The sequence below is a fragment of the Serratia sp. CY74737 genome (assembly GCF_052166775.1).
Lineage (GTDB): Bacteria > Pseudomonadota > Gammaproteobacteria > Enterobacterales > Enterobacteriaceae > Serratia > Serratia ureilytica.
The window spans coordinates 304,344-329,438 of record NZ_JBJNOF010000006.1; the positions used below are offsets into that span (position 1 = coordinate 304,344).

A 25,095-nucleotide genomic window follows, 5' to 3' on the forward strand; every position below is an offset into this window, starting at 1 on the left:
AAACACTCCCCCGTCATCGGAGGAGTGCGTTAACGCCTGTGCGAAAATCAGAGCGACTTCTGCGAGGCCAGGGGTTTTTGCGCCCGACTGAAGGCCAGCTTGAGCACCCAATACAGCAGGCTGGCGGCCACCAGTGAGTTGATGGTCGGTACGCCCCATTCGGTCGCCAGGCCAACGGCGCCGCCGGCGATGCTGGCGACGATCGCCGCCCAGCCGATGGTTGGGGTTTCGTTCGGCAACTGGCCCGTACGGCGGCTCTCGTCCAGGATTTTGCGGTGGCTGCGCAGCAGGTAATAGTCCACCAGCATGATGCCGATAATGGGCGGGAAGACCACGCCAAGCACCGTCAGGAAGTCGACGAAGCGGTCGAGAATGCCCAGCACCGACAGCGTGGTGCCCAGAATACCGATCGCCAACGTGGTGTAGGTGTACTTCAGCTTTTTGCCGGTGATGCCTTCCACCGCGTTGACGATGCCCAGCGAAGAGGAGTACAGGTTGAGATCGTTGACGCGCAGGGTGGAAAACACCACCACCAGCAAACCGGCTCCGCCGGCCGCTTGCGACATGATGGTGACCACATCCGCAGTGCCCAGGGTTTTGGCGATCAGGATAGCCAGACCATTCACCACGAACTCGCCGGCGACGATGGTGAAGATCGTAACGCCGAGCACGTGTTTGCCGTTTTTGGAGTAACGGGTCAGATCGGGCGTCATCAGGCTGGCCACGATGGCGCCGCCGACGACGATGGTGATGCCGGCGCTGATGGTCAATGGTTCACCCGGCGGCGCCAGCTGGATGATCTCCTGCAGGTTATGACCGGAAAGCGCGGTCACTGAAATATAGGCCACCAGCATAATGAACATCGGCACCGCGATACGGGCGGCGATGCGCAACGCCTTGAAGCCGAATGCCACCAGGATGGTCAACAGCGTGCCCGAGAGCCCGGCGGCCAGGCCAAAGCCCAGCTTATTGCCGAGCGCGAAATCGAGCGACTTGGCGAAAATGGCGTTTTGAATGCCGAACCAACCCAGCAGGCTGACGGCCACGACCACGCCGATCAGCACCGAGCCCAGGCGGCCAAAGCCGCACCAGCGCGCCAGCAGGCTGCCGGAAATCCCTTCGCGCATGCCCGCCATCCCAAGCCCATAGGTCACCACGCCGAAGATCAGGCTGCCGACGAAAATGGCGGTGAAGGCGTCAATCAACGTCATGGAGTTGCCGAGCACGGCGCCGAGCATGAACTGGTCCAGCGCGGTCAGCATGCCCATATGCACGATGGCCACGCTTAAAAACGAGACTCTTTTATCCTGCGGCACCCGGGTGAGCGGATAATCTTCGATCTTTATCACGGTGAGATCTTCCTTGCGGTTCAAATAAACTGAATGCCCTTGGTTATCAGGCGATCGGGAATGTAGTTATCCAGGTTGGCGTATTTGCAATACTCCTCAAACTGTTGCTGAGTATGCACGTTGGCCTTCTGGTAAATATTATAAATGCGGTTTTCGATGGTCTTATTGCTGACGTTATAGATTTTGGCGATCTCTTTCACCGTAAATCGCTGCAGCATAAGGAAAATGACATCGAGCTCGGCGCGGGTGAACAGCTCGTTGTTAACTTCGGTGGTCAAGATGCTGGGTTTTTGCTGATTGATGTATTTCAGCGGCGACAGGCTGTTCATCGGCTTGGCGTTCCAGATCACGCCGATCACCTGTTTGTCATCGTTGTAGACCGGCAGCTTTTCGCTGATAAACGGCGTCAGGCTGTCTTTGCCATACCAGTAGTGCGTCTCGATGACCGTGACCCGATCGCGCGCTGCTTCGGTCATCTTGTCATGCTCGATAAAGTCGGCGGCGGAATCGGCCCAGTCGGCGGGGAATTCGTGGTCATATTTTCCGGCGACGTCGAAATTCAGCGGCGTATTGGTATAGAGATAAGCGGCGCGGTTCATATAGAGGTGGCGGGACAGCTGGTCTTTGATGCCCCAGGGCTCGCTCAGGTGCTCCATCATGGTGATGAGGCCCTTGAAATAAGATTCATTATTTTTATGCGATGAACCCATACCCACCTCTGCGCCGCTCAGGCCGCGTTACAGGCTTTTAGCCAGGTAATGGCGGGTATGGCGATGCGCATAGTCACCCAGCTCGCCATAGACCCGGTAGCCCAGTTTTTCGTAGAAGCCTCTGGCCTGGAAATCGAAGGTATCGACGTAGGCCATATGGCAACCGCGCTTGCGGGCTTCTTCTTCGGCCAGCTGCATCAGTTGGCGACCGTAACCGCTTTTGCGGCATTGATCGCCGACCCAAAGATACTGTACTTCCAGGCCGCCCCACCAGGTACGTGCGACCAGACCGCCGACGATCTGCTGGTTGTCGTCGGTGACGGTCAGGAACAGCGGGTGAATGTCTACGGGCTGGGTTTTATGGTTGTGCGCCCAGAGGCTGTCGATAACGAACTCTTCATCCTGCGGGTTAGGTTTGTCGGTGATGTTAATATTCATCTTTAATATAATTCCCTGATTTAATTATTCAAATCTGAACTAGACGCTTTCGCCCCAACCGCTTCTATTATCACTTTTATTAATGTATTTCAAGGGTGGTTTTCACCCTTTTCCGCCGTGCAGGCGGGCGCTTATAGTAAGCATCACAGGGTGAAGAAAATAGCGAAACAGGCAGTATTAAAACGCTGAAATGCCCTGCCAACACCATCTTTTCCTACTTGCGCCTCACCAGGGCCCCACCGGGAAAACTGCAGTACTGTATGGCTCCACCGGATAGAGCAAGCTGACTTGCCGACGGGGGAGCCACTTTGTTTTTGCGCATCCGTTCCGCGATGACTGCGCGCTGTCTCAGATATTAAACGCTCTTCTTATCAGAAGATATGAGCCGCTGATGAAAATGCGGTCGATACCCTCCTTTAGTCTTCATATGCCACGCTGTTCAGTGCCGGCTCGATGGCGGCACCCAGCATGGCGCCGTGTCCCAAGCCGGGCCACTCCCGATAGCCGACGGTAAGACCGTCGAGCTTTGCCAGGCGTTCCGCCAGCATTTGCGCCGCGTTCGCCGGCAGTGCAGGGCTCTTCACGCCGGGCGGGGCCGCGCGATCGCGCTCCGCCAGACCCACCCACAACTGCAGCCTTGCCGCCGGCGTCGGATGCCGTTCCGCCCACTGCTGCGCCTCTTGCAGGATCATGCCGTTGCCCCACCACAGCGAGGGTTCCACGGCGATATAATGCTGGAAGGCGGCGGGATGGGTGAATAACGTATGCAGAACGAAGAGCCCGCCGTAGGAATGGCCCCACAGCGTTTGCCGCTGCGGATCGACCGCCAGTTTGGCGGCGATCGCCGGTTTGATCCGCGTTTCCATCAATTGCAGGAAGGCCTCCGCGCCCCCGCCCGCCTGCGGCGGTTTCTTCATGCCCGTCGGCAGAGGCAGCGTATAGTCGTAGGCGCGGCCGGCGGCATCGATGCGCAGATCGTTGTCATAGCCGATCATCACCAGCACCGGTGGCCGCTTCGCCGTCGCCAATCTGGCCAGTAAGCTGGCGTTCAGCTCCATCAGCACCGCATTGCCGTCGAGGAAATAAATCGTCGGATAGCCGTCAGGCGCAGGCGCCCGACGCGGCTGGGCGATACGGACGCGGTAACGCCGTTGACCATCGGCGGAGGTGAAGCGCAGATCGCTGAAGCGGTAATCCGCAGAGTCGCTATCGGCGACGGTCACGCCGATCCTGCGTTCCAGATCGGGCCTGGCCTGCACGGCAGTCGGCAACCAAAAGCCGATGGCGAGCGCCAGAAGCGTGCAGATAAAATGCCTGTGAGACAATAACATGCGGGGCAGCGTCCTCGAAAAAGGCCGATATTAGCATCGGTACGCGCCCAGTAAAAACCTCTCCTTCGGGCGGGTATTTCAGTGGCGAAGTGCGGCCGGGGTCAGGCGGTGGCTGCCTGATGCTTCGCAGGGTTAATAGCAACTCATTGTTATTATTGGCAAGTCAGGAATAAGAAGGGTTACGATTAATTAGAAATGATTATGTTTTTTTGGAGGGGATAATCTGCTGATGGGTGCAAAAACACTCAATCATCAATGGGTGTTAGCGAAAAAAAAGCCCTATAAAATAGGGCAAAGACACACAACAACACCAGGGAAACTTTCCGGTATCTTATATTATAGCTTCCTATACATATAGAACATTTTATTATAAATATGTAAACGATTCTTATTAATGTTCTAATGCCATTGTTTTTCAAAGGGTTATGTCGCCCAAGGGGGAACGTTCCCGTTGGCGGTGCAAGCCACTCCGCTGTGGATAAAACGCAGGTGGCGGGGCGGTGCCGGCCCGACGCCCCACAGTGAGATACCGGCGGGCGGTCTGCGAAAACGCCGGCCGGTATCTCCTGTTTGATGGATGCGCAGGGGAATTGCGCCGCCTTTTGTTGATGATAATCAGTGCTGTTGCAGCGTAAGCATCTTGCCAAGCAAAACATCGGTCGGTGGCAGAATATCTGTATCCAGCCCGGCCGAGGGGGTAAAGGTCAGCTCACCGAAAATGATTTGGCCCTGAGAGATGTAGAAATCAACGCGCACGAACTCGAAGGGCGCCGACAAGCGAGCGGCATACTCAAACAGCTCATCGTATCCCTCCGGTTTCACGAAGGCGTCTATCTCCTCCTGGCTCAACGCCAGGCAGTCCTCGCTATAGCAAAGGAACTTGAAATCTTTGTCGAAGAAGTAATATTTCGGCGTCCCGGTATCCCTGCCGACGCACAGCAAGGTGCAGTAAGGCACACCGCGAAAACAATAAATTTTATAGTCTTCAGGCCCGTGACCATTGGCCGATTCGATATACTTTTCTCCAATGATCTTTTTTTGTATCCCTTTGTAGTTGAGTTCTACATAGGTTTTCCAGTAATCGTCTTTCATCCAGCCATCGATCAGCTGGGAGGCGCTTTTAATGTTCAACGATTGTTTATTCTGGCAAATTAAATTATATCCTGAGCCGTGATTTCCCTTGATGACAAATTTCTCAGGCAGCGTTTCCCATGGGATCTCCTGTACCGAATCACAGGCAAAGTACAGTTCATTAAGGATCTCTTCACATCCTTTTGCCTTGATGTACTCTCTAACCGCATATTTATCTGCGCATTGAGTGACTAAGGCATTTTTACTGTAGTCATTCAACTTAAGGTGATTGATTTTTTCATTCCAGGTCGATGGCGCCTGCAAGTTCAGCGGTTTGCCAAATGCTCTTTTGTAGATCAATCTGGCCTTGAATTCGGGGGCCAATACGGCCAACTGATTCATAATGAACTTGTTTATTTGTCTTTTCATATACGTAATTCCATCAAAGCATAGTGACAATGATTAAGACGTTCTTGTATTTAAAACGCGGGTGGCGCGCCTTCACTGCGCCATTGAATGGCTGTCGGCGTTGTTCCCAGATCAAATGGCTGGTGGTCTAACGCCCGATTAAGAATGCGCGCCGAACGCCACGCCATCAGGCTCAGTTGAGGATCGGCAATGCCGTGATTATGCATACTGGCGTTCATCGCAAATAAGCAGTTCTCCGCCGGGCCTTCCCACTCAAAGGTAAAGTCCGGGGCTATGCGGTACTCGCCGTCCGCCGTGGTCAACAGTCGGTGGGCCAGAGGCGCAAGGAACTCAGGCGTCGCCGATTGATAACCGGTAGCAAAGATCACCACGTCCGCCTTGAAGGTTTCCTCGCCGTGATCGAGATGATGACGCGTTTCGAGTTGGTAGGCGTTATCAAGCGTGTGTTTTACGGCCGTCAGCGAACGGCTGGGCAGCAGGCGCACCCATAATTTCTCGCGCAGTACGTCGAAGCGGTGGTACATGGCGCGATAGATGGCCAGCAGCGACTCGCTGGTGATGCCGTCTGAGGTCATCTTTTGTTCGGCCAGCATATGCCGCTTGGCCGCGCTGTCCAGTGAGTAGAAACTCTCGACGTAATCTGGCGTGAAATATTCATTGGCAAAGGCCGCCTCATCAAGCGCGTTGTAATTGTTGCGTCGCGATATCCAGTCGAGTTGTTCTGGCTGCCCCCATTCCCCTTTAAAAATATTCAGGAACAGATCGGCGCCGCTCTGGCCGCCGCCGACGATCGCCACGCGTTTGCCTGCCAGATTAGGGTTGCGCAGCATCATTTCGCTGGCGTGGAAACAGCGATCGTTTTGCGCCGTCACGCAATCCGGTAACTTTATTTTCTTGCCAATACCGATGCTTACGTGTCTGGCGTGGAAGATCTCCCGTGAGGTGGTCACCACGAACTGGCGTTGCCGATCGTCAAACTCGACTCGCTGAACGTCTTGATTGAACGCCAACGATCCCATCCCGCTTGCGGCCCAGGTGAGGTAATCGGCGAACTCTTCACGCGATGCGGTACGCTGTTCGGTCGTCAGGAAACGGTAGAATTTTCGGTTTTTTACCAGATAGTTGAGAAAGCTGTAGGGATTGGTTGGGGCAACCGCGCTCACCAAATCCTTTAAAAAGTTGGTTTGCATGTTGCAGTCAGCCAAAATCATGCCTGGGTGCCAGGAGAAATGAGGTTTGCGCTCAAGGAATTGCCCCGTAAATCCCTCGATTTCGCTCCCTAAGGCCGCCAGGCTAAGATTCGACGGGCCAAGGCCAATACCGATGATATCGAAACGCTGATTCATTAATAAGCTCCAGTATAATGAGAATAATACCCAGAAATACGGCTGCAAAGGGGTTGGCTTATAGCAACCAGGCTGCCTTTTTCTTATAAGTAAACGACATGAATTAAAAATAATTAAAAGATATGCGGGTTAAAAATGCGTCATTTTTAAATGCCCGTTTAGAATTCGGTAGCACATCAGGTAAAGGCTACGGGTGTATTTCTTTCCATGAAAGTCCCTGCGAAAGCTTGCGTATGTGTTTAATTAATATTCTTAAGCAATAATCTTAGAAACCGCGTTCATCATTCCATGTAACGACACTCCGCAAAGAGGATAAGCCGCATGGGATTGGCATCGACTATTGACTGTTAACGTGTATACGCCGTTCTGCGTTCGGCTTGTGTTTCTTGAATCAGGTATTCGCTGCTTAGAATAGCGTTAAAAAGGATTCTGGGAAGGTGAAATAACATGATATTAGGCGTTGAGCGCTTTTTGAAAAGATGAAATTAAAGTGAAATTATGAAATCAGGCCGGTTTGATGGTGTTTTTGTCATTGTATTCAATGTGTTATTATCTTTTGGGTGCGAGGGGTATTGCGTCTGGGCGGCATGGGGGCATCCGCTTTTACACCGGCCAATGCGTCCAGTTTTGTTGTTTGCGGGCCTGTATGGCGGGAAATTATCCCTATATGCATTAATTTCAATGAGTGAATGTTCATGTTATATACAGAGGCGCCTGTTGACGTTGGAAAAGCGCCAATTAAAAACCGATTGGCCGGCAGTTTGACGTTTAGGTTCGTTTAGGTTCAGCGACGGCGTGACGTGCAAGGATATCCGTGTGCCGCCGGAACTTGCCTGAATGTAGCCGCCATGATATCAACCCGGTTTGAATTGTTTTGGCGTTTCTCTTTTATCATTCCTTTGCCGCTGATGATGATTCTCATTACCTGAGCGTTCACGTTATCGACACGTTAAACGCCATGGGAATGGGGTAAAGTATGGCGCTCGTGTGGGCAAGAGAATCGATGTTGGCGCTGCGACGAACGGATTGCCGCAGCAATAATTTACTCGTGGATAAATTTAACGTCAGTTGGCGTACCTATCTGGACGCTTACGCCGTTGCCATATAATTCGCCGGTATCCAGATCGCGTTGTAATACGGTAACGTTATTACTAAACACATTGGCGACTAGCAAAAACTTTCCGCTTTTATCGAAGGCGAAAGCGCGCGGTTCGATTCCGCCGGAAAGCGTGCGGCCAATCAGCGTGAGTTTGCCATTCTCCGGGTTAATTTTATAACCCACGATTTCGTTGGTTTTTTGGCGATTGCTCGCATAGAGGTATTTTCCGTCAGGGGAAAACGCCAGCCCGCCGCCGCCCTTTGCATCCGCGCGGGCGCTTTCCGTCAGCGCTAATGTCTGGATGTTCTCCAACCGATCGTTATTAATCTGGTAGGCAAAAATATTCGCCGACATTTCGCTGATCACGTAGGCGAATCTGCCATTTGCGGAAAAGATCATATGTCGCGGGCCGGTGCCCGGCGGAAACGACAAATCGTAATCCGGCGCGAGCCTGAACGGCGCGGCCTTATTTGCCGCGTCGTAGAAGAAGGCATGAATGATGTCGCCGCCTAAATCGGCGGCGTACATCATGCGCCCGTCGGGGGTGAAGTTGACGGAGTGAATATGGGCGCTGGCTTGCCGCTCGGCAACGGCCTCTGAGCCCTTGGTGAAGGGAAAGCGCTGCAGCACCTCGCCGAGTTCACCGTTCTGGAGAATGGGGGCCACGATGACGCTGGCATGCCCGGGGGCGTTGGAGTAATTGGCGGCCAATAAGTAGCGCCCGTCTGGACTGATGGCGGCATGCGTCGGCTCTTGTCCCTGCGAGTCGATGCCGCTGATGCGTTGCGGGTCGCCGCCTTTGCCGAGCCTGAGCGTGCTGATTTGGCCTTGCTGAGTTTCATTGGTGGTATAGGCAAATTGGCGATTTTTGCTCAGAACTATCCAGGAAGGGCTGTCCATTTTTATGCGATTTAATGGCAGCAGGCTGCCGTCTTCGTTGAGCGCCAACCGATACATCCCCTGGCTGGGATAAACGGGCGGCTGAACCCGATCGCCGTCTCTTTCCCCAGTCCAGGTGCCAATCAAAACGATTTGCGCGGTGCTGCCCGGCTGCGGCTGTGGGAGAGCGGCCTGGGTGACCCAGGCCGGCAATAATAAAGACAGAAAAGAGAACTTGGCGATGTTGGGGAACGTTGCGTTTTTCATGGTCGGGCTCCTGGCGTGATTGACTGTGTTTTGTGACCGAGGCGAACGGTGTACAGGGTTTATCGTCGTAGCGAGGCACCGCCCAGAATGAACAGGCAGACATAACCAAAATAGTGCAAAACGCCGGCGGGGCCTATTTTTAGCACATCATTGGCGTATGGCATCAGAGCCTTGCGCGCCGGCAGACAAGCGCCAGCGTAGGGAGCTTTAATTGGCGTGAATCACGCGCCGCGGCGTTTGCGCACCCGCCACGCGATGGCGGCCAATAGCGCCAGCGCGCCGCCGCCCAACCCCGGGGCCATATAGGGCTGCATCTCGGCCAGCAAGGGCGCCGGGCCCCCTCGTCTGAGGATCGCAACGTCTTCGGCGGTGACGTGCGCCGCGGGGTTGCCGTAATGTTGCAAGACATAGTTGCCGATCGCCGCAATCTGTTGGTCGTTCAAGGGATTGACATAGGATTGCGGGCCGAAATTCGGCATCAGGATATGTTGATCCCCGACGCGGCGCTCGACGCCGAACAAAATGGCCGAGATCAGATTGGAGGGATTGCGCGAGCCCGTTGCCGTGTTGTTGAACAGCGATGGATAGGCCTGGTTTTGACTGCCGCTGCCGTCGGGTTGGTGGCAGCTGGCGCAGTTGCCGCTAAACAAGGCGGCGCCGTCAATCACCGTCTCGTTGGCGGTCGGCGGATGCGCGCCGCGCAGCTCGGGTTCAACGTTGAACGGCTTGCCAAAGCTGTCTGCCGGCCGCGTATCGCGTCGATCTCTGATCGGCGGACTGTTTTTCAGGTAAGCGGCAATCGCGGCCAGATCGTCGTCCGACAAATATTGCAGGCTGTTTTCTATCGCTTCCGCCATGCCCCCCGCCGCCTGGTTTTTTCCCGCCGCGCGCCCGGTTTTCAAATACTGGATTAGCTCAGCCTGGCTCCATCCGCCAATGCCGCTGATCGGGTCGGAAGTAATATTGGGCGCATACCAACTGCCGACCATGGCGCCGGAAAGCGGTTGCCCGCTGTATTCAGCCAGTAACACGTTGCGCGGCGTATGGCAGGTATCGCAGTGTCCAGGGCCGTTGACCAGGTAGGCGCCGCGGTTCCATTGCGCATCTTCGCGGCTGTCGGCGCTGAAATGCCCCTCTTCCAGAAACAAACTGTTCCAGGCCGGCATGATAAAGCGCAGGTTAAAGGGGAAGGGCAGTTCGGTTCGCCTGTTGTGCTGAACGACGGGGGCGACGCCGTTCATAAAGTAGGCGTACAGCGCGTGAATGTCCTCGTCGTTCAATTTGACGTATGACGTATAAGGCATTGCCGGGTACAGCGGGGTGCCATCCGCGCGAATGCCTTCACGCACGGCGCGGGCGAATTGCGCTTCGCTGTAGCGGCCAATGCCGGTTTCCTTGTCGGGGGTGATGTTGGTGGTGTAAATCACGCCTACTGGCGTGGCGATGCTGTAACCGCCGGCAAATCGCTCGCCGCCTCCCGTTTGGGTGTGGCAGGCCTGGCAGTCCGCCGCCACCGCGAGCCGCTCGCCTTTTTCAATCAGCTCGGCGCTGAAATACGGTCCTTCGTCGGCGGCGAACGCCGAGCCGCCGCCCGCCGCGAAGAGCAGCGCCAGCCAGGCTATCCTTGCAGGTTTTCTCATGATTTCACCGCCAGTTTGCGGGCAATGTCGTCCGCCGCTTTAAGGCCCAGGGCCGCCATCGTCAGCGTGCTGTTCACCACGCTGGCTGAAGGGATGGCGCCACCGCCGGGTAGCCACAGGTTCGGATGATCGTGCGCACGGCAATCGCCGTTCACCACGGAATTTTTCTCATCGTTGCCCATGATGGTGCCGCCCATAATGTGATTATTGGCATTCAGGCTGGTGGTGATGGTGAATTCATCGGCATCAAACAATTGGCCAATATGCTTGAGCTGCCGGTGCGCCGCTTCAGCCCCTTTTCGCACATAGTCCCCCACGTCATAGTAAATGTCCGGGCAAGGCAAACCGTGGGCGTCTTTGCGCGTTGCGCTCAACGTCAGACGGTTATTGGGATCGGGCAGCGGTTCCAGACTGATGGACAAATCGACGCCGTGCGCCGCGCGGCGGCGGATCTCGTCATCCAGCGCTTTCCCCACCAGGCCCTGCGCCAGGGCCTGACGCGTAGCCGGCAAAACGCGGTTGATGTTATTGAGGATCATCTTGTTGGCTGAGTAATGCTTGCGGAAATCCCCATCGCGCGGGCCGACCAAACAGCTGCTCTGCGCCGGGCCGCGTCCTGGCCACAGCGGCTCTTTCGCCAGGAAGGTGCAGTGAAAGCCGGAGTGATCCATCATATTGCGGCCAACCTGATCGGAGCTGTTGGCGATCCCATTCGGGTTTTGCGCATTGGCGGCCATCAACAGCAGGCGCGGGGTTTCGATGCCATTGCATGCCAGGACGAACGCGCTGGCGCTGGCTTTGTGCGACCGCTTTTGGTTGTCCAGCCAATGCACGGCGGTAACCTGATTTTGTCCATCGGTATCGATTTTGTACGCCACCGCTTCCGCCAGCACGAGCGCTCCTTTCATTTCGGCGCGTTCGATGTGATGGATGCCGTTATACATGGCGCCAATCGGGCAGATAGGTTGGCAGTTATTGTTGCCGCAGCAGGTGGGCCGCCCCTGCCATGGTCGCGTGCTGCGCCCTTGGGGGATCGGTACGGAGCGGTAACCGTGCGGGTTGACCACTTCGGCGAAGCGCGTATCTCCGTGGGCCCAGGGCACCATATCCATGGGATAAGGCTTGCTGCGCGCTGAAGGCGATTGTTTGGCCGGATCGTTTGGGCCGGCGACGCCAATCGCCTCCTCCGCGCGGCAGTAGTAGGGCTCGAGATCGTCATAGGCGATGGGCCAGTCGCGGCCAACCCCGTACAGCGTTTTCATTTTGAAATCGTTTGGCAGATGGCGCCAGCAGGAGGCCGCCCAGTGCCAGGTCGTGCCGCCCACGGTGCGTAAATAGCCCTGCTTAAAGCTGTCCGCGCTTGGGCCACTTAACGCGACATAATCGTTTGGCGGAAAATAGAGCGGCGCGGTGGCGTAGGCTGATTGCGGGTACAAGCCTTGAAAATCGGAGCCCGCACGGTTATCAAACGGCATATTGCGCCAGTTTTCGACGGCCTGCGCGCGATCGATACGCAGGCCCGCCTCCAATACCAGTACGGAATAGCCTTGGCCGGCCAACTGGTCCGCCATCATGCCGCCGACGATCCCCGAGCCGACGATGACAATATCGGCCGAGGCATCGCCATCAGCCGTGAATACCGGTTTTTTCATGATTCAGCTCTCAGAGGGCAGTAAGGCGTTAACCTCAGGCGGGGCGACGGTCCACCAAAGCGGGCCGTTGCCGCAATAGGTGGGCACAATCAAGGCGTCTTTAACCGGGCGATACATCAGGGCATCTTTATAAGCGATGAGACTGGCGTTTGCCCCCTGGCCCACGGTACCGGTATACCAGGCGGTGACGATGGCCGAGACCAATGCCGCCAGCCCCAGTTGGCCGGCGATTTGCTGAAGTTGCCGGGCGCTTTGTCCGGCCTTCACGCGCGCGCTTAATCGCTCAACCTGTGATGAGAATTGCGGGTTTGCGAGGCTCAACGCAGTGAAAATACGAGCCGAAATGCCAGGGTCAATATCCTGACGTTCTGTCAATTGCCGGGAGAGCGCGAAGAAACGGGCAAAAAGCAGGGGGTTATGCGCGGCGGTATACTGTTCCGCCAGCGTGAGGAATGGGGCGCCGGCCAATGCGGTGGCGACAAGCGTTGACGCCAGGCCGAGCAAGATATTTCTGCGGCTGACGCCCTTGCCGTGTTGATCCGGCTGTTCGCCATTGTCTGATAAACCATATTCCATATGTTTTTTCTCAACGGGTGTTTAATGCCAGAGCCAAAAAAGGCCAAAATATCAGTGGGTGAGCAGGCTAAATTAAGCGTTCTATTACGGTGATATGACGATCTTCACCAATGTGATGTTTTAAGAACGCCTGTCGGTAAATTAGCAGCAGCAACGGACGGTATTTATCAAAAAATCACAAGGTGAGTGCTGACCGCATTTTTGGTTTATTTTTAATAACGGCAGGGAATTATGTGGCGGGACTCTGTTTAATTGATTGTTATTTAATGTTTTTATCGGTTTGTGGGGGTGGGTTTTTATCAGGCGCAGAATGAAAACATTAATGGCATTGTTGCGTAACCCGTGTTTGTGTATTAATTCAAATGACGGCGAAAATAAGGAAGGTTGGGTTATGGCGAAAATGGAAATAATACAGTGCCGTAAACACAGAGCAGGGGGGCGGGCATCAATTAAGACTGCGAATATAAAGGCCGAGATTTAGGTTAAAGAGATAGGAACAGGAGCACTTCTGCTCGGTATTCAAGGTCTCAGCGCTGGCCCGCAGGGTGAGGCCCTTGGCCGAATAATCGAACGCAGTTCGATGGAGAGTCCTGTCCCTGAAAAGCAAAAACCCAGCCATAGGCTGGGTTCTCTAAATATGGTGCCCGGACTCGGAATCGAACCAAGGACACGGGGATTTTCAATCCCCTGCTCTACCGACTGAGCTATCCGGGCAACGGGGCGCATTAAACCGTATTGGCCGGATGGCGTCAATCGCTTTCTGTCACAAAGCCGATCGGTTGCTCTATTTTCAGGCAGCGAACCCGAAGCGCTAGAGCCTGTGGCGATATCGCCACCCAATAAATATGCATAAAAAACGTGTATTTATACCACTTTGTCAATATTGTTTTTTATTTTTGTTGTTAAATAACAATGCATTACCTTTGCATTAACGCAAGCTCAACCCAGAGGATTCTCGCTTGAACCTCGTAACGAATCATGCAATCATTGCGCAAATTTTAGCACTCTCCGTTCCCTGACGGTGTTCCCGCTTCTTATAAGTCAGAGGGTTATTGGCATGACTGGTTTTGTCGCTCAAGCGCTGTCGCGCACCAGACCTCTGACGCCACCGTTCCGTCTTTGCTTGCTCCGAAGGCCATCCGTCCGAATACGCCTGCCGATCATGCGGTAAGGCCGCCTGATGCTCGCTGTTAGGCATGCGTAAAGCCAGCGCTGCGGCCCTGATTTTACTGATGCCTGTCGGACGCTGCCAAGACCAGTTCCCCCCGATAGCTGCCTGATGGTCCCCGATCATGAGGCGGTCACGCACGCCGCTTATGCTGCCGTGCCCGGGTATCGCTTTTACCGGGATAACCGCGTTATCTCATTACCGTGCCGGTGGCACACCCTCATCCTTCACCGTTTGAGAGTCAGCATGATGAAAGAATTGAAAATCGCAACCAGCGCCAGCCTGGTCGCCACCATTGAGACGCTGCGCCAGATCGTGCGCGTAGAGCAGACGGACTACACCGACGTGGCGGCGGTGGTGGTGTCGGTCGCCGACGTGGATGCCGGCATTCTGGCGCGCTTGCAGGCGACGGGGTTCGATATTCCGACCTTCGTGGCGGTGGAAGGGGACGAGCATCTTTCCCCGGATTATCTGCCGTTTGTCAGCGGGGTCTTCGCGCTGCTGGCCGGCGCCAGCAAGCCATTCTACATGGCGCAGTTGGAGGCAGCCGCCGACGCCTACGAGCAGGCGCTGCTGCCGCCGTTCTTCAAAACGCTGAAGACCTACGTCGAGATGGAGAATTCGACCTTTGCGTGTCCAGGACATCAGGGCGGCGAGTTCTTCCGCAAGCACCCGGCCGGCCGGCAGTTTTTCGATTTCTACGGTGAAACTCTTTTCCGTTCCGACATGTGCAACGCCGACGTTAAGCTGGGCGATCTGCTGATCCACGAAGGCTCGGCCAAGGATGCGCAAAAGCATGCGGCGCGGGTGTTCAACGCTGATAAAACCTACTTCGTGCTCAACGGCACCTCGGCGGCCAACAAGGTGGTGACCAACGCGCTGCTGACCCGTGGCGATCTGGTGCTGTTCGATCGCAACAACCACAAATCCAATCACCACGGGGCGCTGATCCAGGCCGGCGCCACGCCGGTGTATCTGGAAACCGCCCGCAACCCGTTCGGCTTTATCGGCGGCATCGATGCGCGCTGCTTCGACGAGCGCTATCTGCGCGAGCAGATCCGCGAGGTGGCGCCGGAGAAAGCCGTGGCGGCGCGGCCGTTCCGGCTGGCGATCATTCAGCTTGGCACCTACGACGGCACGATTTACAACGCTCGCCAGGTGATTGACACCATAGGCCACCTGTGCGATTACATCCTGTTCGACTCCGCCTGGGTGGGCTACGAAGGCTTTATTCCGATGCTGAAAGAGTGCTCGCCGCTGCTGCTGGAGCTGGACGAGCACGATCCGGGTATCTTCGTCACCCAGTCGGTGCATAAACAGCAGGCGGGGTTCTCGCAGACCTCGCAGATCCACAAGAAAGACGACCACATCAAAGGGCAAAAGCGCCACTGCAACCACAAGCACCTGAACAACGCATTTATGCTGCATGCGTCGACCAGCCCGTTCTATCCGCTGTTCGCCGCGCTGGACGTCAACGCCAAGATGCACGCCGGCCCCGCCGGGCGCCGCATGTGGATGGACTGCGTCAAGCTGGGCATCGAGACGCGCAAACAGCTGCTCACGCGCTGCTCGCAGCTGAAGCCGTTTATTCCGCTGCAGGTGGCGGGCAAAGACTGGCAGGATTACGATACCGATCTGATCGCCAACGACGCGCGCTTCTTCACCTTCGTGCCGGGGGAGACGTGGCACGGCTTTGAAGGCTATGCCCAGGACCAGTATCTGGTCGATCCGTGCAAGCTGCTGCTGACCACGCCGGGGATTGACGCCGCGACCGGCCAATACACCGAGTTCGGCGTGCCGGCCACCATTCTGGCCAACTTCCTGCGCGAGAACGGCATCGTGCCGGAGAAGTGCGATCTCAACTCGATCCTGTTCCTGCTGACCCCGGCGGAGAATCCGGCCAAGATGGAACAGCTGGTGGAGATGCTGGCGCAGTTCGAACGCTATGTCGAAGAGGATGCGCCGCTGAGCGTGGTGCTGCCGACGGTGTACCGCAAGAACGAGCAGCGTTACCGCGGCTACAGCATTCGCCGGCTGTGCCAGGAGATGCACGATCTGTACGTCAGCTTTGACGTTAAGCAGCTGCAAAAGGAGATGTTCCGTCAGGATCATTTCCCGCCGGTGGTGATGAACCCGCAGGACGCCAACGTGGAGTTTATCCGCGACAACGTCGAGCTGGTGCCGATCGGCCAGGCGGAAGGGCGCATCGCGGCGGAAGGGGCCCTGCCGTATCCGCCGGGCGTGCTGTGCGTGGTGCCGGGCGAAGTGTGGGGCGGCGCGGTGCAGCGCTACTTCCTGGCGCTCGAGGAGGGCATCAACCGCCTGCCGGGCTTCTCGCCGGAGCTGCAGGGGGTCTACATCGAGAAAAAAGATCACGGCTGGAAGCGCATCTTCGGCTATATGATCAAGCCATGAAAAAAGGGCCGGTTCGCACCGGCCCTTCTTCTATCCACGCGGGAAGCGCTACTTTCTGCGGTAGCTCTTCTGCGCGGTATTCACTTTCACCAGATAGCGGCGCGACTCGGCTGCCGGGTGCTTGGTGGTCAGCGTTTGGTACACGTCGCCCGGCTGCATGCCGTTGATGATGCCCACCGCGCGCGTTCTGTCGCTGGAGAACACCCGCAGCACGCTGCCGGCGCCGCCGTTGTAAGCGGTGATCACCGCATAGCGGCGCGAGGTCGGGTTCTGAATGCCGCCCAGGTAGTTGTTCTGCAGGATCGCCAGGTAGGCGGTGCCGGTATCGATGTTGTTCTCCGGATCGAACAGGTAGCTGCGGCTCGGGGTGCCCCATTTGCCGCGCATCTGGAACACATCCTTACCGGCGGTGTGCTGCACCACCTGCATCAGGCCCAGCGCGTCCGAACCGCTCACCGCATACGGGTTGAAGCTCGATTCGGTCTGCATGATAGCCAGGATCAGCGACTCGTCCACGCCATATTTTTCCGACGCCTTGCGCACCATCGGCAGATATTTATGCGCACGTTTGTCCAGATGGTTCGGCACCAGTTGGATGGTGACCGAGTAGATGACGTGCAGGCCGGAGGTGCGTTTTTGCAGCTTGGTTTGCAGCAGGTAATCGGCGAAGTGCGCCGCGCGCCATTCCCAGCGGATCGGCGCCCCTTTGTTATCCAGCACCTGGCCGTACAGGAACGGCTCTTTGCTGATCTGGATATCGTTGGCGTCGGAATAGAGGTCGATCGAACCCGGATCGTCACCCATCAGCAGCGTGCTGATGATCGCCTGGCGCAGGTGCGCGGCCGGATCGGTGGTGGCGATGGTCTCGACGGTGATGGCGCCGGTGTCGAAGTTGATGTGGCTGCGGGTTTGGTATTGGTCGGTGTACTTGACGTAGTCTTTCGGCCCGGCGATCAGAACTTCGTTCAGACCCCAGATGTTCTCGATGTTGTGGGCGAATTGGCCCATCAGAATGTCGAAGCCGTTGGTGTCTTTGATCCAGGCTTCGTTGATTTCTTCACTTTTTTTGCCGGAACAGGAGATCAGCAAAGGCGCTATTACGAGCAAAGCTAAAATTTTCTTCATCTTAAAGCCGTTTGGAAGAAGTATAAGAGGATTGAAGCGGGCCAGCGCCTGGCCCCAACAGCGTTATTCGCTCGGCGGCGTATAGCCTTCGATGTGCACGTCGTGCCCTTCGAACAGGAATTTGATCATTTCCTCTTCCAGCAGTTTGCGGTCATCAACGTTCATCATGTTCAGCTTCTTCTCGTTGATCAGCATGGTCTGCTTCTTCATCCACTCGCCCCAGGCTTCCTTGGAGATCTCGTTGTAGATGCGCTTGCCGACGTCGCCGGGATAAAGCTGGAAGTCCTGGCCTTCGGCGTCGCGTTGAAGGAAAGTACAAAAAATGGTGCGGCTCATGCTAATTCCTCATCGATGGCGCTAGCGCCATATAAGTTTTGTTGGATCGGGGGCTGCTTCGCCAGCTGTTGCAACAGGCGGTCCACCGGCGCTGCCAGCCCGACCGACGGCGGCTGCGCTAAGTTATACCAGAGACCCGCGCCCTCATCCATGCCGCTGCCCGCCGCGTCGAGCGACAGCCACATCGGCACGATATCGAGATGGAAATGGCTGAACGTGTGGCGAAACGCGGTCAGCTGTTCCAGGCGCTTGCCTTTCAGACCGCGCTGCTGCAGCCAGAGTTCCAAATCCACGCGCGCGCTGAACTGCGGGAAGCAGAACAGGCCGCCCCACAGGCCCACCGCCGGGCGCTGCTCCAGCCACACGCGGTCGCCGTGCTGCAGCAATAAGAAGTAGGCGGTTTTTTCCGGCAGGGTCTGCTTGGGCTTCTTGCCGGGGTAGTTGGCCCAGCTGTGGTTGGCGTAAGACAGGCAGCCGACGTTGAGCGGGCAGAGCTCACACTTGGGCTTGGAGCGGGTGCAGACCATGGCGCCCAGATCCATCATCGCCTGGTTGAACTGGCCGACGCCCTGGGCCGGGGTGACTTCTTCGCTGATTTTCCACAGCCGGTTTTCGACCTCTTTTTTGCCCGGCCAGCCTTCCACCGCGTAGCAGCGGGCCAGCACGCGCTTCACGTTGCCGTCGAGGATCGGATAATGTTGGCCCAGCGCCAACGACAGCACCGCGCCGGCGGTGGAACGGCCGACGCCCGGTAAATCGGCGATTTCTGCGAAGGTTGTCGGGAACTCGCCGCCGTGCTGTGCGACAATGGTCTGCGCCGCTTTGTGCAGGTTGCGGGCGCGGGCGTAATAGCCGAGGCCGGTCCACAGATGCAGCACTTCGTCCAGCGGGGCCTCCGCCAGCGCGCGCACGTTGGGAAAACGGGCCATAAAGCGCTGAAAATAAGGAATGACGGTGGCAACCTGGGTCTGTTGCAACATCACTTCGGAGAGCCATACTTGATAGGCGGTTTTCTCCAGCTGCCATGGCAGGGTTTTGCGGCCGTAGCGCTGGTACCAGTCAAGCACCACCTGTGCGAATTGTTGTGCTTGCATCATGAAGAGTCGTTATCCGGCAGAAAATGAAGCGAGATTGCAGCATAGAGTCATGATGCTGTAAACCGGAACTTTCCGACGCCGCACGGCGGGTACAGAAGATGAACACTTGCTAAACCAATGTATCTTTGCATAATGCGCGTTTCCCTAATTGGCAGCCAAACAGACAGAAAGCACTATGATTAATGACGTCATCTCCCCGGAATTTGATGAGAACGGCCGCGCGATGCGCCGTATCCGCAGTTTTGTCCGCCGCCAGGGGCGGCTGACCAAAGGCCAGCAGCACGCGCTGGAGAACTATTGGCCGGTGATGGGCGTGGAGTATCAGGCTGACGCTGTCGATCTCGCCGCGCTGTTCGGCCGCGAAGCGCCGACGGTGCTGGAGATCGGTTTTGGCATGGGCGCCTCGCTGGTGACCATGGCGGGCAACAACCCGCAGCAGAACTTTTTAGGGATCGAAGTACACTCGCCGGGCGTGGGCGCCTGCCTGGCCGACGCCCACGAGGCGAAGCTGAGCAACCTGCGCGTAATGTGCCACGATGCGGTTGAAGTGCTGGAAAACATGATCCCGGACGGCTCGCTGGACATGGTGCAGCTGTTCTTCCCCGATCCGTGGCACAAGGCGCGCCACAACAAGCGCCGCATCGTGCAAACGCCGTTTGTCGAACTGGTGCTGCGCAAGCTGAAGACCGGCGGCGTCTTCCACATGGCCACCGATTGGCAACCTTATGCGGAACATATGTTAGAGGTTATGAACGGGGTCGCAGGCTACCGTAATCTTTCCAGCGATAATGATTATGTGCCGCGTCCGGATTCGCGCCCACTGACGAAATTTGAATTACGCGGCCAGCGCCTGGGACATGGCGTTTGGGACTTGATGTTTGAGAGGAAAGAATAATGGCTAAGAACCGCAGTCGTCGTTTACGTAAAAAGTTGCACATTGAAGAATTTCAGGAGTTGGGTTTCTCCGTAGCCTGGCGCTTCGCCGAAGGCACGTCGGTGGAAGATATCGACAGCACGCTGGATACCTTCATCGATGAAGTGATCGAGCCGAACGGTCTGGCGTTTGACGGCAGCGGCTACCTGCAGTGGGAAGGTTTGATCTGCCTGCAGAAGATCGGCCACTGTACCGACGAGCATCGCGAACTGGTGAAAAACTGGCTGGAAGCGCGCAAACTGACCGACGTTAAGGTCAGCGATCTGTTCGATATCTGGTGGGATTGATCGCGCTTGCCCGATGAGCGCGGCTTCGCGCCGCGCCGTTTTATTGATCTAAGGTGCCTTAACGGCGCCTTTGTTTTGCCCGGAGTGTGACCGAGGTGGTAACAACATTGGATAACGCGTTGCTGGAAGAGATCCTGCAACAGGTGCGCCCGCTGATTGGCCAGGGAAAAGTGGCCGACTACATCCCGGCGTTGGCGGAAGTGCCCGCCGATCGGCTGGCGATCGCCGTGTGTACGGTGGATGGCGAACTGTTCCAGGCCGGCGACGCCGCGGAGCGCTTCTCCATCCAGTCGATCTCCAAAGTGCTGAGCCTGACGCTGGCGCTGACGCGCTATCAGGAGCATGAGATCTGGCGGCGCGTCGGCAAAGAGCCTTCCGGCCTGCCGTTCAATTCGCTGCTGCAGCTGGAGATGGAGCAGGGCAAACCGCGCAATCCGTTTATCAACCCCGGCGCGCTGGTGGTGTGCGACATGCTGCAAACCCGGCTCAGCGCCCCTAAACAGCGCATGCTGGAGGTGGTGCGTCAGTTGGCCGGTGAAGACGACCTGGCCTATGATCTGCGGGTGGCGCGCTCCGAGTTCGAACACTCCGATCGCAATGCGGCCATCGCCTATCTAATGAAATCGTTCGGCAACTTCGAAAACGACGTCATCACCGTGCTGCAAACCTATTTCCACTACTGCGCGCTGCGCATGAGCTGCGTGGAACTGGCGCGCAGCTTCGTCTATCTGGCCAATCACGGTCGTGATCTCAGCGGCGAGGCGGTGATCAGCCCGCTGCAGGCGCGGCAGATCAACGCCCTGATGATGACCAGCGGCATGTACGACGGCGCCGGCGAATTCGCCTATCGGGTGGGGATGCCGGGCAAGTCCGGCGTGGGCGGCGGCATCGTGGCCATCGTGCCGGGCGAATTGTCGATCGTCGTTTGGTCGCCGGAACTGGATGCTTCCGGCAACTCGCTGGCGGGAACTGCGGCGCTGGAACTGTTGTCTCAACGTATCGGCCGTTCGATTTTTTAATCCCAGTCTGGATGGGAGTCAGGAGAAGCTATGTTGAAGAAAACCGGGTTAGCCTTACTGCTGCTGGCGGCGACTGCCGCGCAGGCCCACGCCGAGTACCAGTGCAGCGTTAAACCCCAGGACGATGTGATCATCAGCCCGCAGAGCGTGCAGGTGAAAGGCGCCAGCGGCGATCTGCAAATATCGCCGGATGGCGACGTGATCCGCAACGGCCAGGCGCTGAGCTTGAACGACAGCCAGCGGCAGAAAGCCTTCAGTTACCAGAGCGCCTTGCGCAAGCAGCTGCCGTGGATCGACGACGGCGCGCAGAAACACCTGGAGAAAGCCCGCTCGGCGCTGGATAAGGTGATCGTTAAAGAGCTGGGCAGCAACAGTAACGTGCGCAACCGGCTGACCACCCTGAATGGCCAACTGAAACAGCAGATGAACCGCATCATCGAGCACCGCAGCGACGGCCTGACCTTCCACCACAAGGCGATCGACCAGGTGGAGCAGGACGGCCGCAACATCGTGCAGCAGAGCATGGGCGGCGTGCTGCAGGACAGCCTGAACGAGATGGGCGTCAAACAGGCCGCCAACAGCGGCGGCAACCCGCTGCAGGCGATCATGGGCAATTTGGGCGGCTTGCAGAAGGCGATCCAGAACGAATGGAACAACCAGGAGCAGGACTTCCAGAACTTCGGTCATGACGTGTGCAACCGCGTCACCGCACTGGAAACCCAGCGCAAGGATCTGCTTAACGCGTTGAAGTGATTTAAGAATCTTCTTGGTAGACCGTTTTTTGACCTTCTGAAGCTTATCTGACAGACTGATCAAACTACGTACAGATTTATGGATGTTTACGGAGGACGCTATGAGCCATACACGTTACGAAACCGATGTTGTTGCCTGGGCAAATGAACAGGCCGCTCTTTTGCGCTCCGGAAAATTGTCTGAGATCGATATTGAAAAGATCGCCGAGGAGATTGAGGACGTGGGGAAGAGCGAGCAAAGGGAACTTGCTAGCCGGATGACGGTGCTGATTGCACATTTGCTTAAATGGAAATATCAGCCGGCCAGGCGCGGAACCAGCTGGGAAAGAACGATTAAAGCGCAGCGCAAAGAGGTGCTTTACAGCTTGAAAGAGTCGCCCAGCCTAAAAGGTAAACTGAGCGATGCCGATTGGCTGGATGTCGTCTGGTCGAAGGCCGTTGCGCTCGCCACGGCCGAAACCGGGCTGGATGTGTATCCGGAAAACGGCATCTGGGAAACTCAGCAGATTCTGTCTCAGACGTTTTACCCGGATTAACACCAATAAAAAAGCGCTGATCATTCAGCGCTTTTTTTTACTCGTCGTCCGCCAGGAACAGTTCCAGCAGCGAGTTGAGGAACAGTTTGCCCTTCTCGGTGATCTGCCAGTGCTCCGCGGTTTCTTCCAGATAGCCTTTGGCCAGCGCTTCGTCCAGCTGCGGGCGAATGATGCTTTCCGCCAGCCCGGTGTAGTTGGCGAAGTCGGCGCGCGGCGCGGCTTCCAGCAAGCGGAAGCGGTTCATGAAGAACTCGAACGGCCGATCCGCCACCGCCACCTCATGCTGCTTGTCCATGTAGTCGCCGCGCATAAAGCCGCGCGGGTGCTTGGTCTTGGCGGTGCGCAGGATGCGTCCGTCGCTGAAGGTCACCTTGCCGTGCGCGCCGCAGCCGATCCCCAGATAGTCGCCGAAGCGCCAGTAGTTGAGATTGTGCTGGCATTGGTAGCCCGGCTTGGCGTAGGCCGAGGTTTCATACTGCTGATAGCCGGCGGCGCTCAGCAACTGGTGGCCGCGCTCGAAGATGTCCCACAGCGCATCGTCGTCCGGCAAAACCGGCGGGCGCGAGCTGAACAGGGTGTTCGGCTCGATGGTCAGCTGATACCACGACAGGTGCGGCGGATTGAGGGCGATAGCCTGGCGCAGATCGTCCAGCGCCTCTTCCAGCGACTGATCCGGCAGGCCGTGCATCAGATCGAGGTTGAAGCTGCGCAGGCCGAGGCCGGTCGCCAGCGTCGCCGCGCGTTTGGCTTCTTCCGGGCCGTGGATGCGCCCCAGACGGTTCAGCTTCTCGGCGCTGAAGCTTTGCACCCCGATGGAGATGCGGTTGACGCCGGCGCGCTGGTAGCCGCTGAAGCGATCGGCCTCCACGGTGCCGGGATTGGCTTCCATGGTGATTTCGGCGTCGTCGGCGACGCGAATGCGCGCCCGCACGCCGTCCAGCAAGGCTTGCATCGCCTCGGCGCTCAGCAGGCTGGGGGTGCCGCCGCCGATAAAGATAGTGCTGATTTCCCGGCCGCCGGCCAGCGGCAGGTCGGCATCCAGATCCGCCAACAGATGATCGACATACTCCTGATGCGGCACGTCACCCTTTAGCGCATGGGAGTTGAAGTCGCAGTACGGGCATTTCTGCACGCACCACGGGATATGGATGTAGAGACTCAGCGGGGGCAGCTTAAGCATTGCGCATGGCTTCCAACATCAGCTTCAGCGCCTTGCCGCGGTGCGAAATCGCCCGCTTCTCGTCGCGGCTCAGCTCGGCGGCGGTGCGGCCCAGCTCCGGCACGTAGAAGACCGGATCGTAACCGAAACCGCCTTCACCGGCGGCCTGTTCGGTGATTTCGCCGGCCCAGCTGCCGTGGAACACCAGCGGCGTCGGATCTTGCGCATGGCGCAGATAGACCAGCACGCAGTGAAATTGCGCGCCGCGCCGGCCCGGCGCCACGTCTTTCATCGCCGCCAGCAGCTTGTCGAGGTTCTGCCGATCGTCGGCGTCTTCACCGGCGTAGCGCGCGGAGTAGATGCCCGGCGCGCCGCCCAGCGCATCTACCGCCAGACCGGAGTCGTCGGCGATCGCCGGCAGGCCGGTGACCTGTGCCGCATGGCGCGCTTTCAGAATGGCGTTTTCGATAAACGTCAGGCCGGTTTCTTCGGCGGACTCCACGCCCAGATCGGTTTGCGCGACCACGTCCAGGCCGAAATCGGCCAACAGGTCGGCGAGTTCGCGCACTTTGCCCGGGTTACCGGTGGCAAGAACGACTTTTTGCATAATGACTACCTTGAAAATTATTCGATGAGCGCCGCGACCACGGCGGGGATCTGTTGCGGATTCACGATGCGTAACTGTTTATGCCGCCCCAGTTCGCCTTTCTCGATGGTGACGTTGCTTTTCGCCACTTTGAACTGCTTGGCGATAAACTTGATCAAATGGGCGTTGGCTTGGCCGTCGACCGGCGGGGCGGTGATGGCGACTTTCAGCTCGTCGCCATGCAAGCCGATAATTTGGTCGCGGCTGGCTTTCGGCTGAATATATAGCCTGATCGCCAGCCCGTCCAGCACGGGAGTGACTGCGCTCACAGCAGGAACCAGATCTCGCCGAACACATCCATGCCCAGGTAGTTGATCAGATAGAGGATCAGGATCACTACCATGGCGGAAAAATCGATGCCGCCCATCGCCGGGATGATGCGACGGATCGGTGCCATCAACGGTTCGGTCAGTTGGTACATCACGTAGTCGATCGGGCTGCGGCCCTGGCTTACCCAGCTCATCAGCGCACGAATGATCATCACCCAGAAGATCAGGTAGCCGGCGGACTTGACCAGCGAGATCAGGCCGAACAGCAGGTTATACGGGCTGAGCGACAGCGCGTGGCTTTGTATCAGCAGCAGCAGCGGGTACTTGATGGTCATCAGCAGGAACGCCAGCAGCAGCGAAGCGCTGTCGATAGGCCCAAGCGCTGGGATGATGCGGCGCAGCGGGCCGACCACCGGTTGGGTGATCTTCACCACAAACTGCGAGAACGGGTTGTAAAAATCGGTGCGCGTCCATTGCATCCAAATGCGCAGCAACAGCACCATCACGTACAGATCAATAACGGTCTTGACCAGGAAAGTCAGCGTTAGCATGAAGTGGTCCTTCT

General features: G+C 57.1%; 23 protein-coding genes and 1 tRNA gene. 6 read left to right on the forward strand and 18 right to left on the reverse strand.

Annotated features, from left to right (window positions below; all coding sequences use genetic code 11):
• Positions 1–47: 47 nt before the first annotated feature.
• The 11 genes from ACJ8PE_RS10850 to ACJ8PE_RS10900 all read right to left on the reverse strand — a co-directional run bounded on the left by ACJ8PE_RS10850 (position 48) and on the right by ACJ8PE_RS10900 (position 13,501).
• The gene (locus ACJ8PE_RS10850) at positions 48–1,349 is read right to left on the reverse strand and encodes a cytosine permease (RefSeq protein WP_033644921.1); all 1,302 of its coding nucleotides are present in this window, start codon (positions 1,347–1,349) and stop codon (positions 48–50) included.
• A gap of 20 nt (positions 1,350–1,369) precedes the next feature.
• On the reverse strand, positions 1,370–2,059 hold the full coding sequence (locus tag ACJ8PE_RS10855) for a helix-turn-helix transcriptional regulator (RefSeq protein WP_033644646.1): 690 nt from the start codon (positions 2,057–2,059) through the stop codon (positions 1,370–1,372).
• A gap of 27 nt (positions 2,060–2,086) precedes the next feature.
• Positions 2,087–2,497 (reverse strand): GNAT family N-acetyltransferase, encoded by a 411-nt coding sequence (locus tag ACJ8PE_RS10860; protein WP_019453029.1) that lies wholly within the window; start codon positions 2,495–2,497, stop codon positions 2,087–2,089.
• Positions 2,498–2,913: 416 nt separating this feature from the next.
• Entirely contained in the window at positions 2,914–3,828 is a 915-nt protein-coding gene (locus tag ACJ8PE_RS10865; protein ID WP_197759932.1) for an alpha/beta hydrolase, read from the reverse strand.
• 615 nt (positions 3,829–4,443) lie between these two features.
• A complete protein-coding gene (locus ACJ8PE_RS10870) occupies positions 4,444–5,328 on the reverse strand; it encodes an ATP-grasp fold amidoligase family protein (protein WP_033651313.1) in 885 nt (294 codons plus the stop codon).
• A gap of 50 nt (positions 5,329–5,378) precedes the next feature.
• Positions 5,379–6,674, reverse strand: a complete 1,296-nt coding sequence (locus tag ACJ8PE_RS10875; protein ID WP_072626982.1) for a lysine N(6)-hydroxylase/L-ornithine N(5)-oxygenase family protein — start codon at positions 6,672–6,674, stop codon at positions 5,379–5,381.
• Positions 6,675–7,716: 1,042 nt separating this feature from the next.
• The gene (locus ACJ8PE_RS10880) at positions 7,717–8,919 is read right to left on the reverse strand and encodes a lactonase family protein (protein WP_197759934.1); all 1,203 of its coding nucleotides are present in this window, start codon (positions 8,917–8,919) and stop codon (positions 7,717–7,719) included.
• Positions 8,920–9,140: 221 nt separating this feature from the next.
• The gene (locus ACJ8PE_RS10885; protein ID WP_197792691.1) at positions 9,141–10,559 is read right to left on the reverse strand and encodes a cytochrome c; all 1,419 of its coding nucleotides are present in this window, start codon (positions 10,557–10,559) and stop codon (positions 9,141–9,143) included.
• On the reverse strand, positions 10,556–12,211 hold the full coding sequence (locus tag ACJ8PE_RS10890) for a GMC family oxidoreductase (RefSeq protein ID WP_033651316.1): 1,656 nt from the start codon (positions 12,209–12,211) through the stop codon (positions 10,556–10,558). The genes ACJ8PE_RS10885 and ACJ8PE_RS10890 overlap by 4 nt, the downstream gene beginning before the upstream one ends.
• A gap of 3 nt (positions 12,212–12,214) precedes the next feature.
• Entirely contained in the window at positions 12,215–12,787 is a 573-nt protein-coding gene (locus ACJ8PE_RS10895; protein WP_197759935.1) for a sorbitol dehydrogenase family protein, read from the reverse strand.
• A 638-nt stretch (positions 12,788–13,425) separates the two neighbouring features.
• Positions 13,426–13,501: transfer RNA gene (locus tag ACJ8PE_RS10900), tRNA-Phe, on the reverse strand.
• A gap of 703 nt (positions 13,502–14,204) precedes the next feature.
• Here ACJ8PE_RS10900 and speF point away from each other — a divergent pair.
• On the forward strand, positions 14,205–16,370 hold the full coding sequence (gene speF, locus ACJ8PE_RS10905) for an ornithine decarboxylase SpeF (protein ID WP_197759960.1): 2,166 nt from the start codon (positions 14,205–14,207) through the stop codon (positions 16,368–16,370).
• Positions 16,371–16,418: 48 nt separating this feature from the next.
• Here speF and mltC read toward each other — a convergent pair whose 3' ends face one another.
• The 3 genes from mltC to mutY form a co-directional block, all read right to left on the reverse strand.
• Positions 16,419–17,495, reverse strand: a complete 1,077-nt coding sequence (gene mltC / locus ACJ8PE_RS10910) for a membrane-bound lytic murein transglycosylase MltC (protein WP_033644661.1) — start codon at positions 17,493–17,495, stop codon at positions 16,419–16,421.
• A 63-nt stretch (positions 17,496–17,558) separates the two neighbouring features.
• Positions 17,559–17,831 carry an oxidative damage protection protein gene (locus ACJ8PE_RS10915; RefSeq protein ID WP_004937404.1) on the reverse strand — a complete coding sequence of 91 codons (273 nt, stop codon included), beginning with the start codon at positions 17,829–17,831 and terminating at the stop codon, positions 17,559–17,561.
• Positions 17,828–18,928 (reverse strand): A/G-specific adenine glycosylase, encoded by a 1,101-nt coding sequence (mutY, locus tag ACJ8PE_RS10920; RefSeq protein WP_197759936.1) that lies wholly within the window; start codon positions 18,926–18,928, stop codon positions 17,828–17,830. Before mutY ends, ACJ8PE_RS10915 begins: the two co-directional genes overlap by 4 nt.
• 175 nt (positions 18,929–19,103) lie before the next feature.
• Between mutY and trmB the strand changes: the two genes are divergently transcribed.
• The 5 genes from trmB to ACJ8PE_RS10945 all read left to right on the forward strand — a co-directional run bounded on the left by trmB (position 19,104) and on the right by ACJ8PE_RS10945 (position 22,456).
• Positions 19,104–19,823 (forward strand): tRNA (guanosine(46)-N7)-methyltransferase TrmB, encoded by a 720-nt coding sequence (trmB, locus tag ACJ8PE_RS10925; RefSeq protein WP_004937410.1) that lies wholly within the window; start codon positions 19,104–19,106, stop codon positions 19,821–19,823.
• Positions 19,823–20,149, forward strand: coding sequence for a YggL family protein (locus ACJ8PE_RS10930; RefSeq protein ID WP_004937412.1), 327 nt, complete (start codon positions 19,823–19,825; stop codon positions 20,147–20,149). The genes trmB and ACJ8PE_RS10930 overlap by 1 nt, the downstream gene beginning before the upstream one ends.
• 95 nt (positions 20,150–20,244) lie before the next feature.
• Positions 20,245–21,168 carry a glutaminase B gene (gene glsB / locus ACJ8PE_RS10935; RefSeq protein WP_047575480.1) on the forward strand — a complete coding sequence of 308 codons (924 nt, stop codon included), beginning with the start codon at positions 20,245–20,247 and terminating at the stop codon, positions 21,166–21,168.
• Positions 21,169–21,198: 30 nt separating this feature from the next.
• Positions 21,199–21,921, forward strand: coding sequence for a DUF2884 domain-containing protein (locus tag ACJ8PE_RS10940; RefSeq protein ID WP_102985235.1), 723 nt, complete (start codon positions 21,199–21,201; stop codon positions 21,919–21,921).
• Between the two features lie 100 nt (positions 21,922–22,021).
• Positions 22,022–22,456, forward strand: a complete 435-nt coding sequence (locus tag ACJ8PE_RS10945; protein ID WP_016930094.1) for a DUF29 domain-containing protein — start codon at positions 22,022–22,024, stop codon at positions 22,454–22,456.
• Between the two features lie 37 nt (positions 22,457–22,493).
• On the opposite strand, the gene hemW is transcribed toward ACJ8PE_RS10945, so the two are convergent.
• Genes hemW through ACJ8PE_RS10965 form a run of 4 tightly spaced genes read right to left on the reverse strand, consistent with a single transcriptional unit; the run spans position 22,494 to position 25,081 of the window.
• The gene (hemW, locus tag ACJ8PE_RS10950; RefSeq protein ID WP_197792690.1) at positions 22,494–23,636 is read right to left on the reverse strand and encodes a radical SAM family heme chaperone HemW; all 1,143 of its coding nucleotides are present in this window, start codon (positions 23,634–23,636) and stop codon (positions 22,494–22,496) included.
• The gene (locus tag ACJ8PE_RS10955) at positions 23,629–24,222 is read right to left on the reverse strand and encodes an XTP/dITP diphosphatase (RefSeq protein WP_033651321.1); all 594 of its coding nucleotides are present in this window, start codon (positions 24,220–24,222) and stop codon (positions 23,629–23,631) included. The genes hemW and ACJ8PE_RS10955 overlap by 8 nt, the downstream gene beginning before the upstream one ends.
• 17 nt (positions 24,223–24,239) lie before the next feature.
• Complete coding sequence (gene yggU / locus ACJ8PE_RS10960; protein WP_004948014.1) at positions 24,240–24,530, reverse strand: DUF167 family protein YggU; 291 nt, start codon at positions 24,528–24,530, stop codon at positions 24,240–24,242.
• On the reverse strand, positions 24,527–25,081 hold the full coding sequence (locus ACJ8PE_RS10965; protein ID WP_033644671.1) for a YggT family protein: 555 nt from the start codon (positions 25,079–25,081) through the stop codon (positions 24,527–24,529). The genes yggU and ACJ8PE_RS10965 overlap by 4 nt, the downstream gene beginning before the upstream one ends.
• Positions 25,082–25,095: the final 14 nt, after the last annotated feature.

Bases quoted from the DNA above. Each gene is read 5' to 3' on its own strand.
- ACJ8PE_RS10855 (WP_033644646.1), bottom strand. From the start codon at position 2,059: ATGGGTTCATCGCATAAAAATAATGAATCTTATTTCAAGGGCCTCATC.
- ACJ8PE_RS10860 (WP_019453029.1), bottom strand. From the start codon at position 2,497: ATGAATATTAACATCACCGACAAACCTAACCCGCAGGATGAAGAGTTC.
- ACJ8PE_RS10865 (WP_197759932.1), bottom strand. From the start codon at position 3,828: ATGTTATTGTCTCACAGGCATTTTATCTGCACGCTTCTGGCGCTCGCC.
- ACJ8PE_RS10870 (WP_033651313.1), bottom strand. From the start codon at position 5,328: ATGAAAAGACAAATAAACAAGTTCATTATGAATCAGTTGGCCGTATTG.
- ACJ8PE_RS10875 (WP_072626982.1), bottom strand. From the start codon at position 6,674: ATGAATCAGCGTTTCGATATCATCGGTATTGGCCTTGGCCCGTCGAAT.
- ACJ8PE_RS10880 (WP_197759934.1), bottom strand. From the start codon at position 8,919: ATGAAAAACGCAACGTTCCCCAACATCGCCAAGTTCTCTTTTCTGTCT.
- ACJ8PE_RS10885 (WP_197792691.1), bottom strand. From the start codon at position 10,559: ATGAGAAAACCTGCAAGGATAGCCTGGCTGGCGCTGCTCTTCGCGGCG.
- ACJ8PE_RS10890 (WP_033651316.1), bottom strand. From the start codon at position 12,211: ATGAAAAAACCGGTATTCACGGCTGATGGCGATGCCTCGGCCGATATT.
- ACJ8PE_RS10895 (WP_197759935.1), bottom strand. From the start codon at position 12,787: ATGGAATATGGTTTATCAGACAATGGCGAACAGCCGGATCAACACGGC.
- speF (WP_197759960.1), top strand. From the start codon at position 14,205: ATGAAAGAATTGAAAATCGCAACCAGCGCCAGCCTGGTCGCCACCATT.
- mltC (WP_033644661.1), bottom strand. From the start codon at position 17,495: ATGAAGAAAATTTTAGCTTTGCTCGTAATAGCGCCTTTGCTGATCTCC.
- ACJ8PE_RS10915 (WP_004937404.1), bottom strand. From the start codon at position 17,831: ATGAGCCGCACCATTTTTTGTACTTTCCTTCAACGCGACGCCGAAGGC.
- mutY (WP_197759936.1), bottom strand. From the start codon at position 18,928: ATGATGCAAGCACAACAATTCGCACAGGTGGTGCTTGACTGGTACCAG.
- trmB (WP_004937410.1), top strand. From the start codon at position 19,104: ATGATTAATGACGTCATCTCCCCGGAATTTGATGAGAACGGCCGCGCG.
- ACJ8PE_RS10930 (WP_004937412.1), top strand. From the start codon at position 19,823: ATGGCTAAGAACCGCAGTCGTCGTTTACGTAAAAAGTTGCACATTGAA.
- ACJ8PE_RS10940 (WP_102985235.1), top strand. From the start codon at position 21,199: ATGTTGAAGAAAACCGGGTTAGCCTTACTGCTGCTGGCGGCGACTGCC.
- ACJ8PE_RS10945 (WP_016930094.1), top strand. From the start codon at position 22,022: ATGAGCCATACACGTTACGAAACCGATGTTGTTGCCTGGGCAAATGAA.
- hemW (WP_197792690.1), bottom strand. From the start codon at position 23,636: ATGCTTAAGCTGCCCCCGCTGAGTCTCTACATCCATATCCCGTGGTGC.
- ACJ8PE_RS10955 (WP_033651321.1), bottom strand. From the start codon at position 24,222: ATGCAAAAAGTCGTTCTTGCCACCGGTAACCCGGGCAAAGTGCGCGAA.
- ACJ8PE_RS10965 (WP_033644671.1), bottom strand. From the start codon at position 25,081: ATGCTAACGCTGACTTTCCTGGTCAAGACCGTTATTGATCTGTACGTG.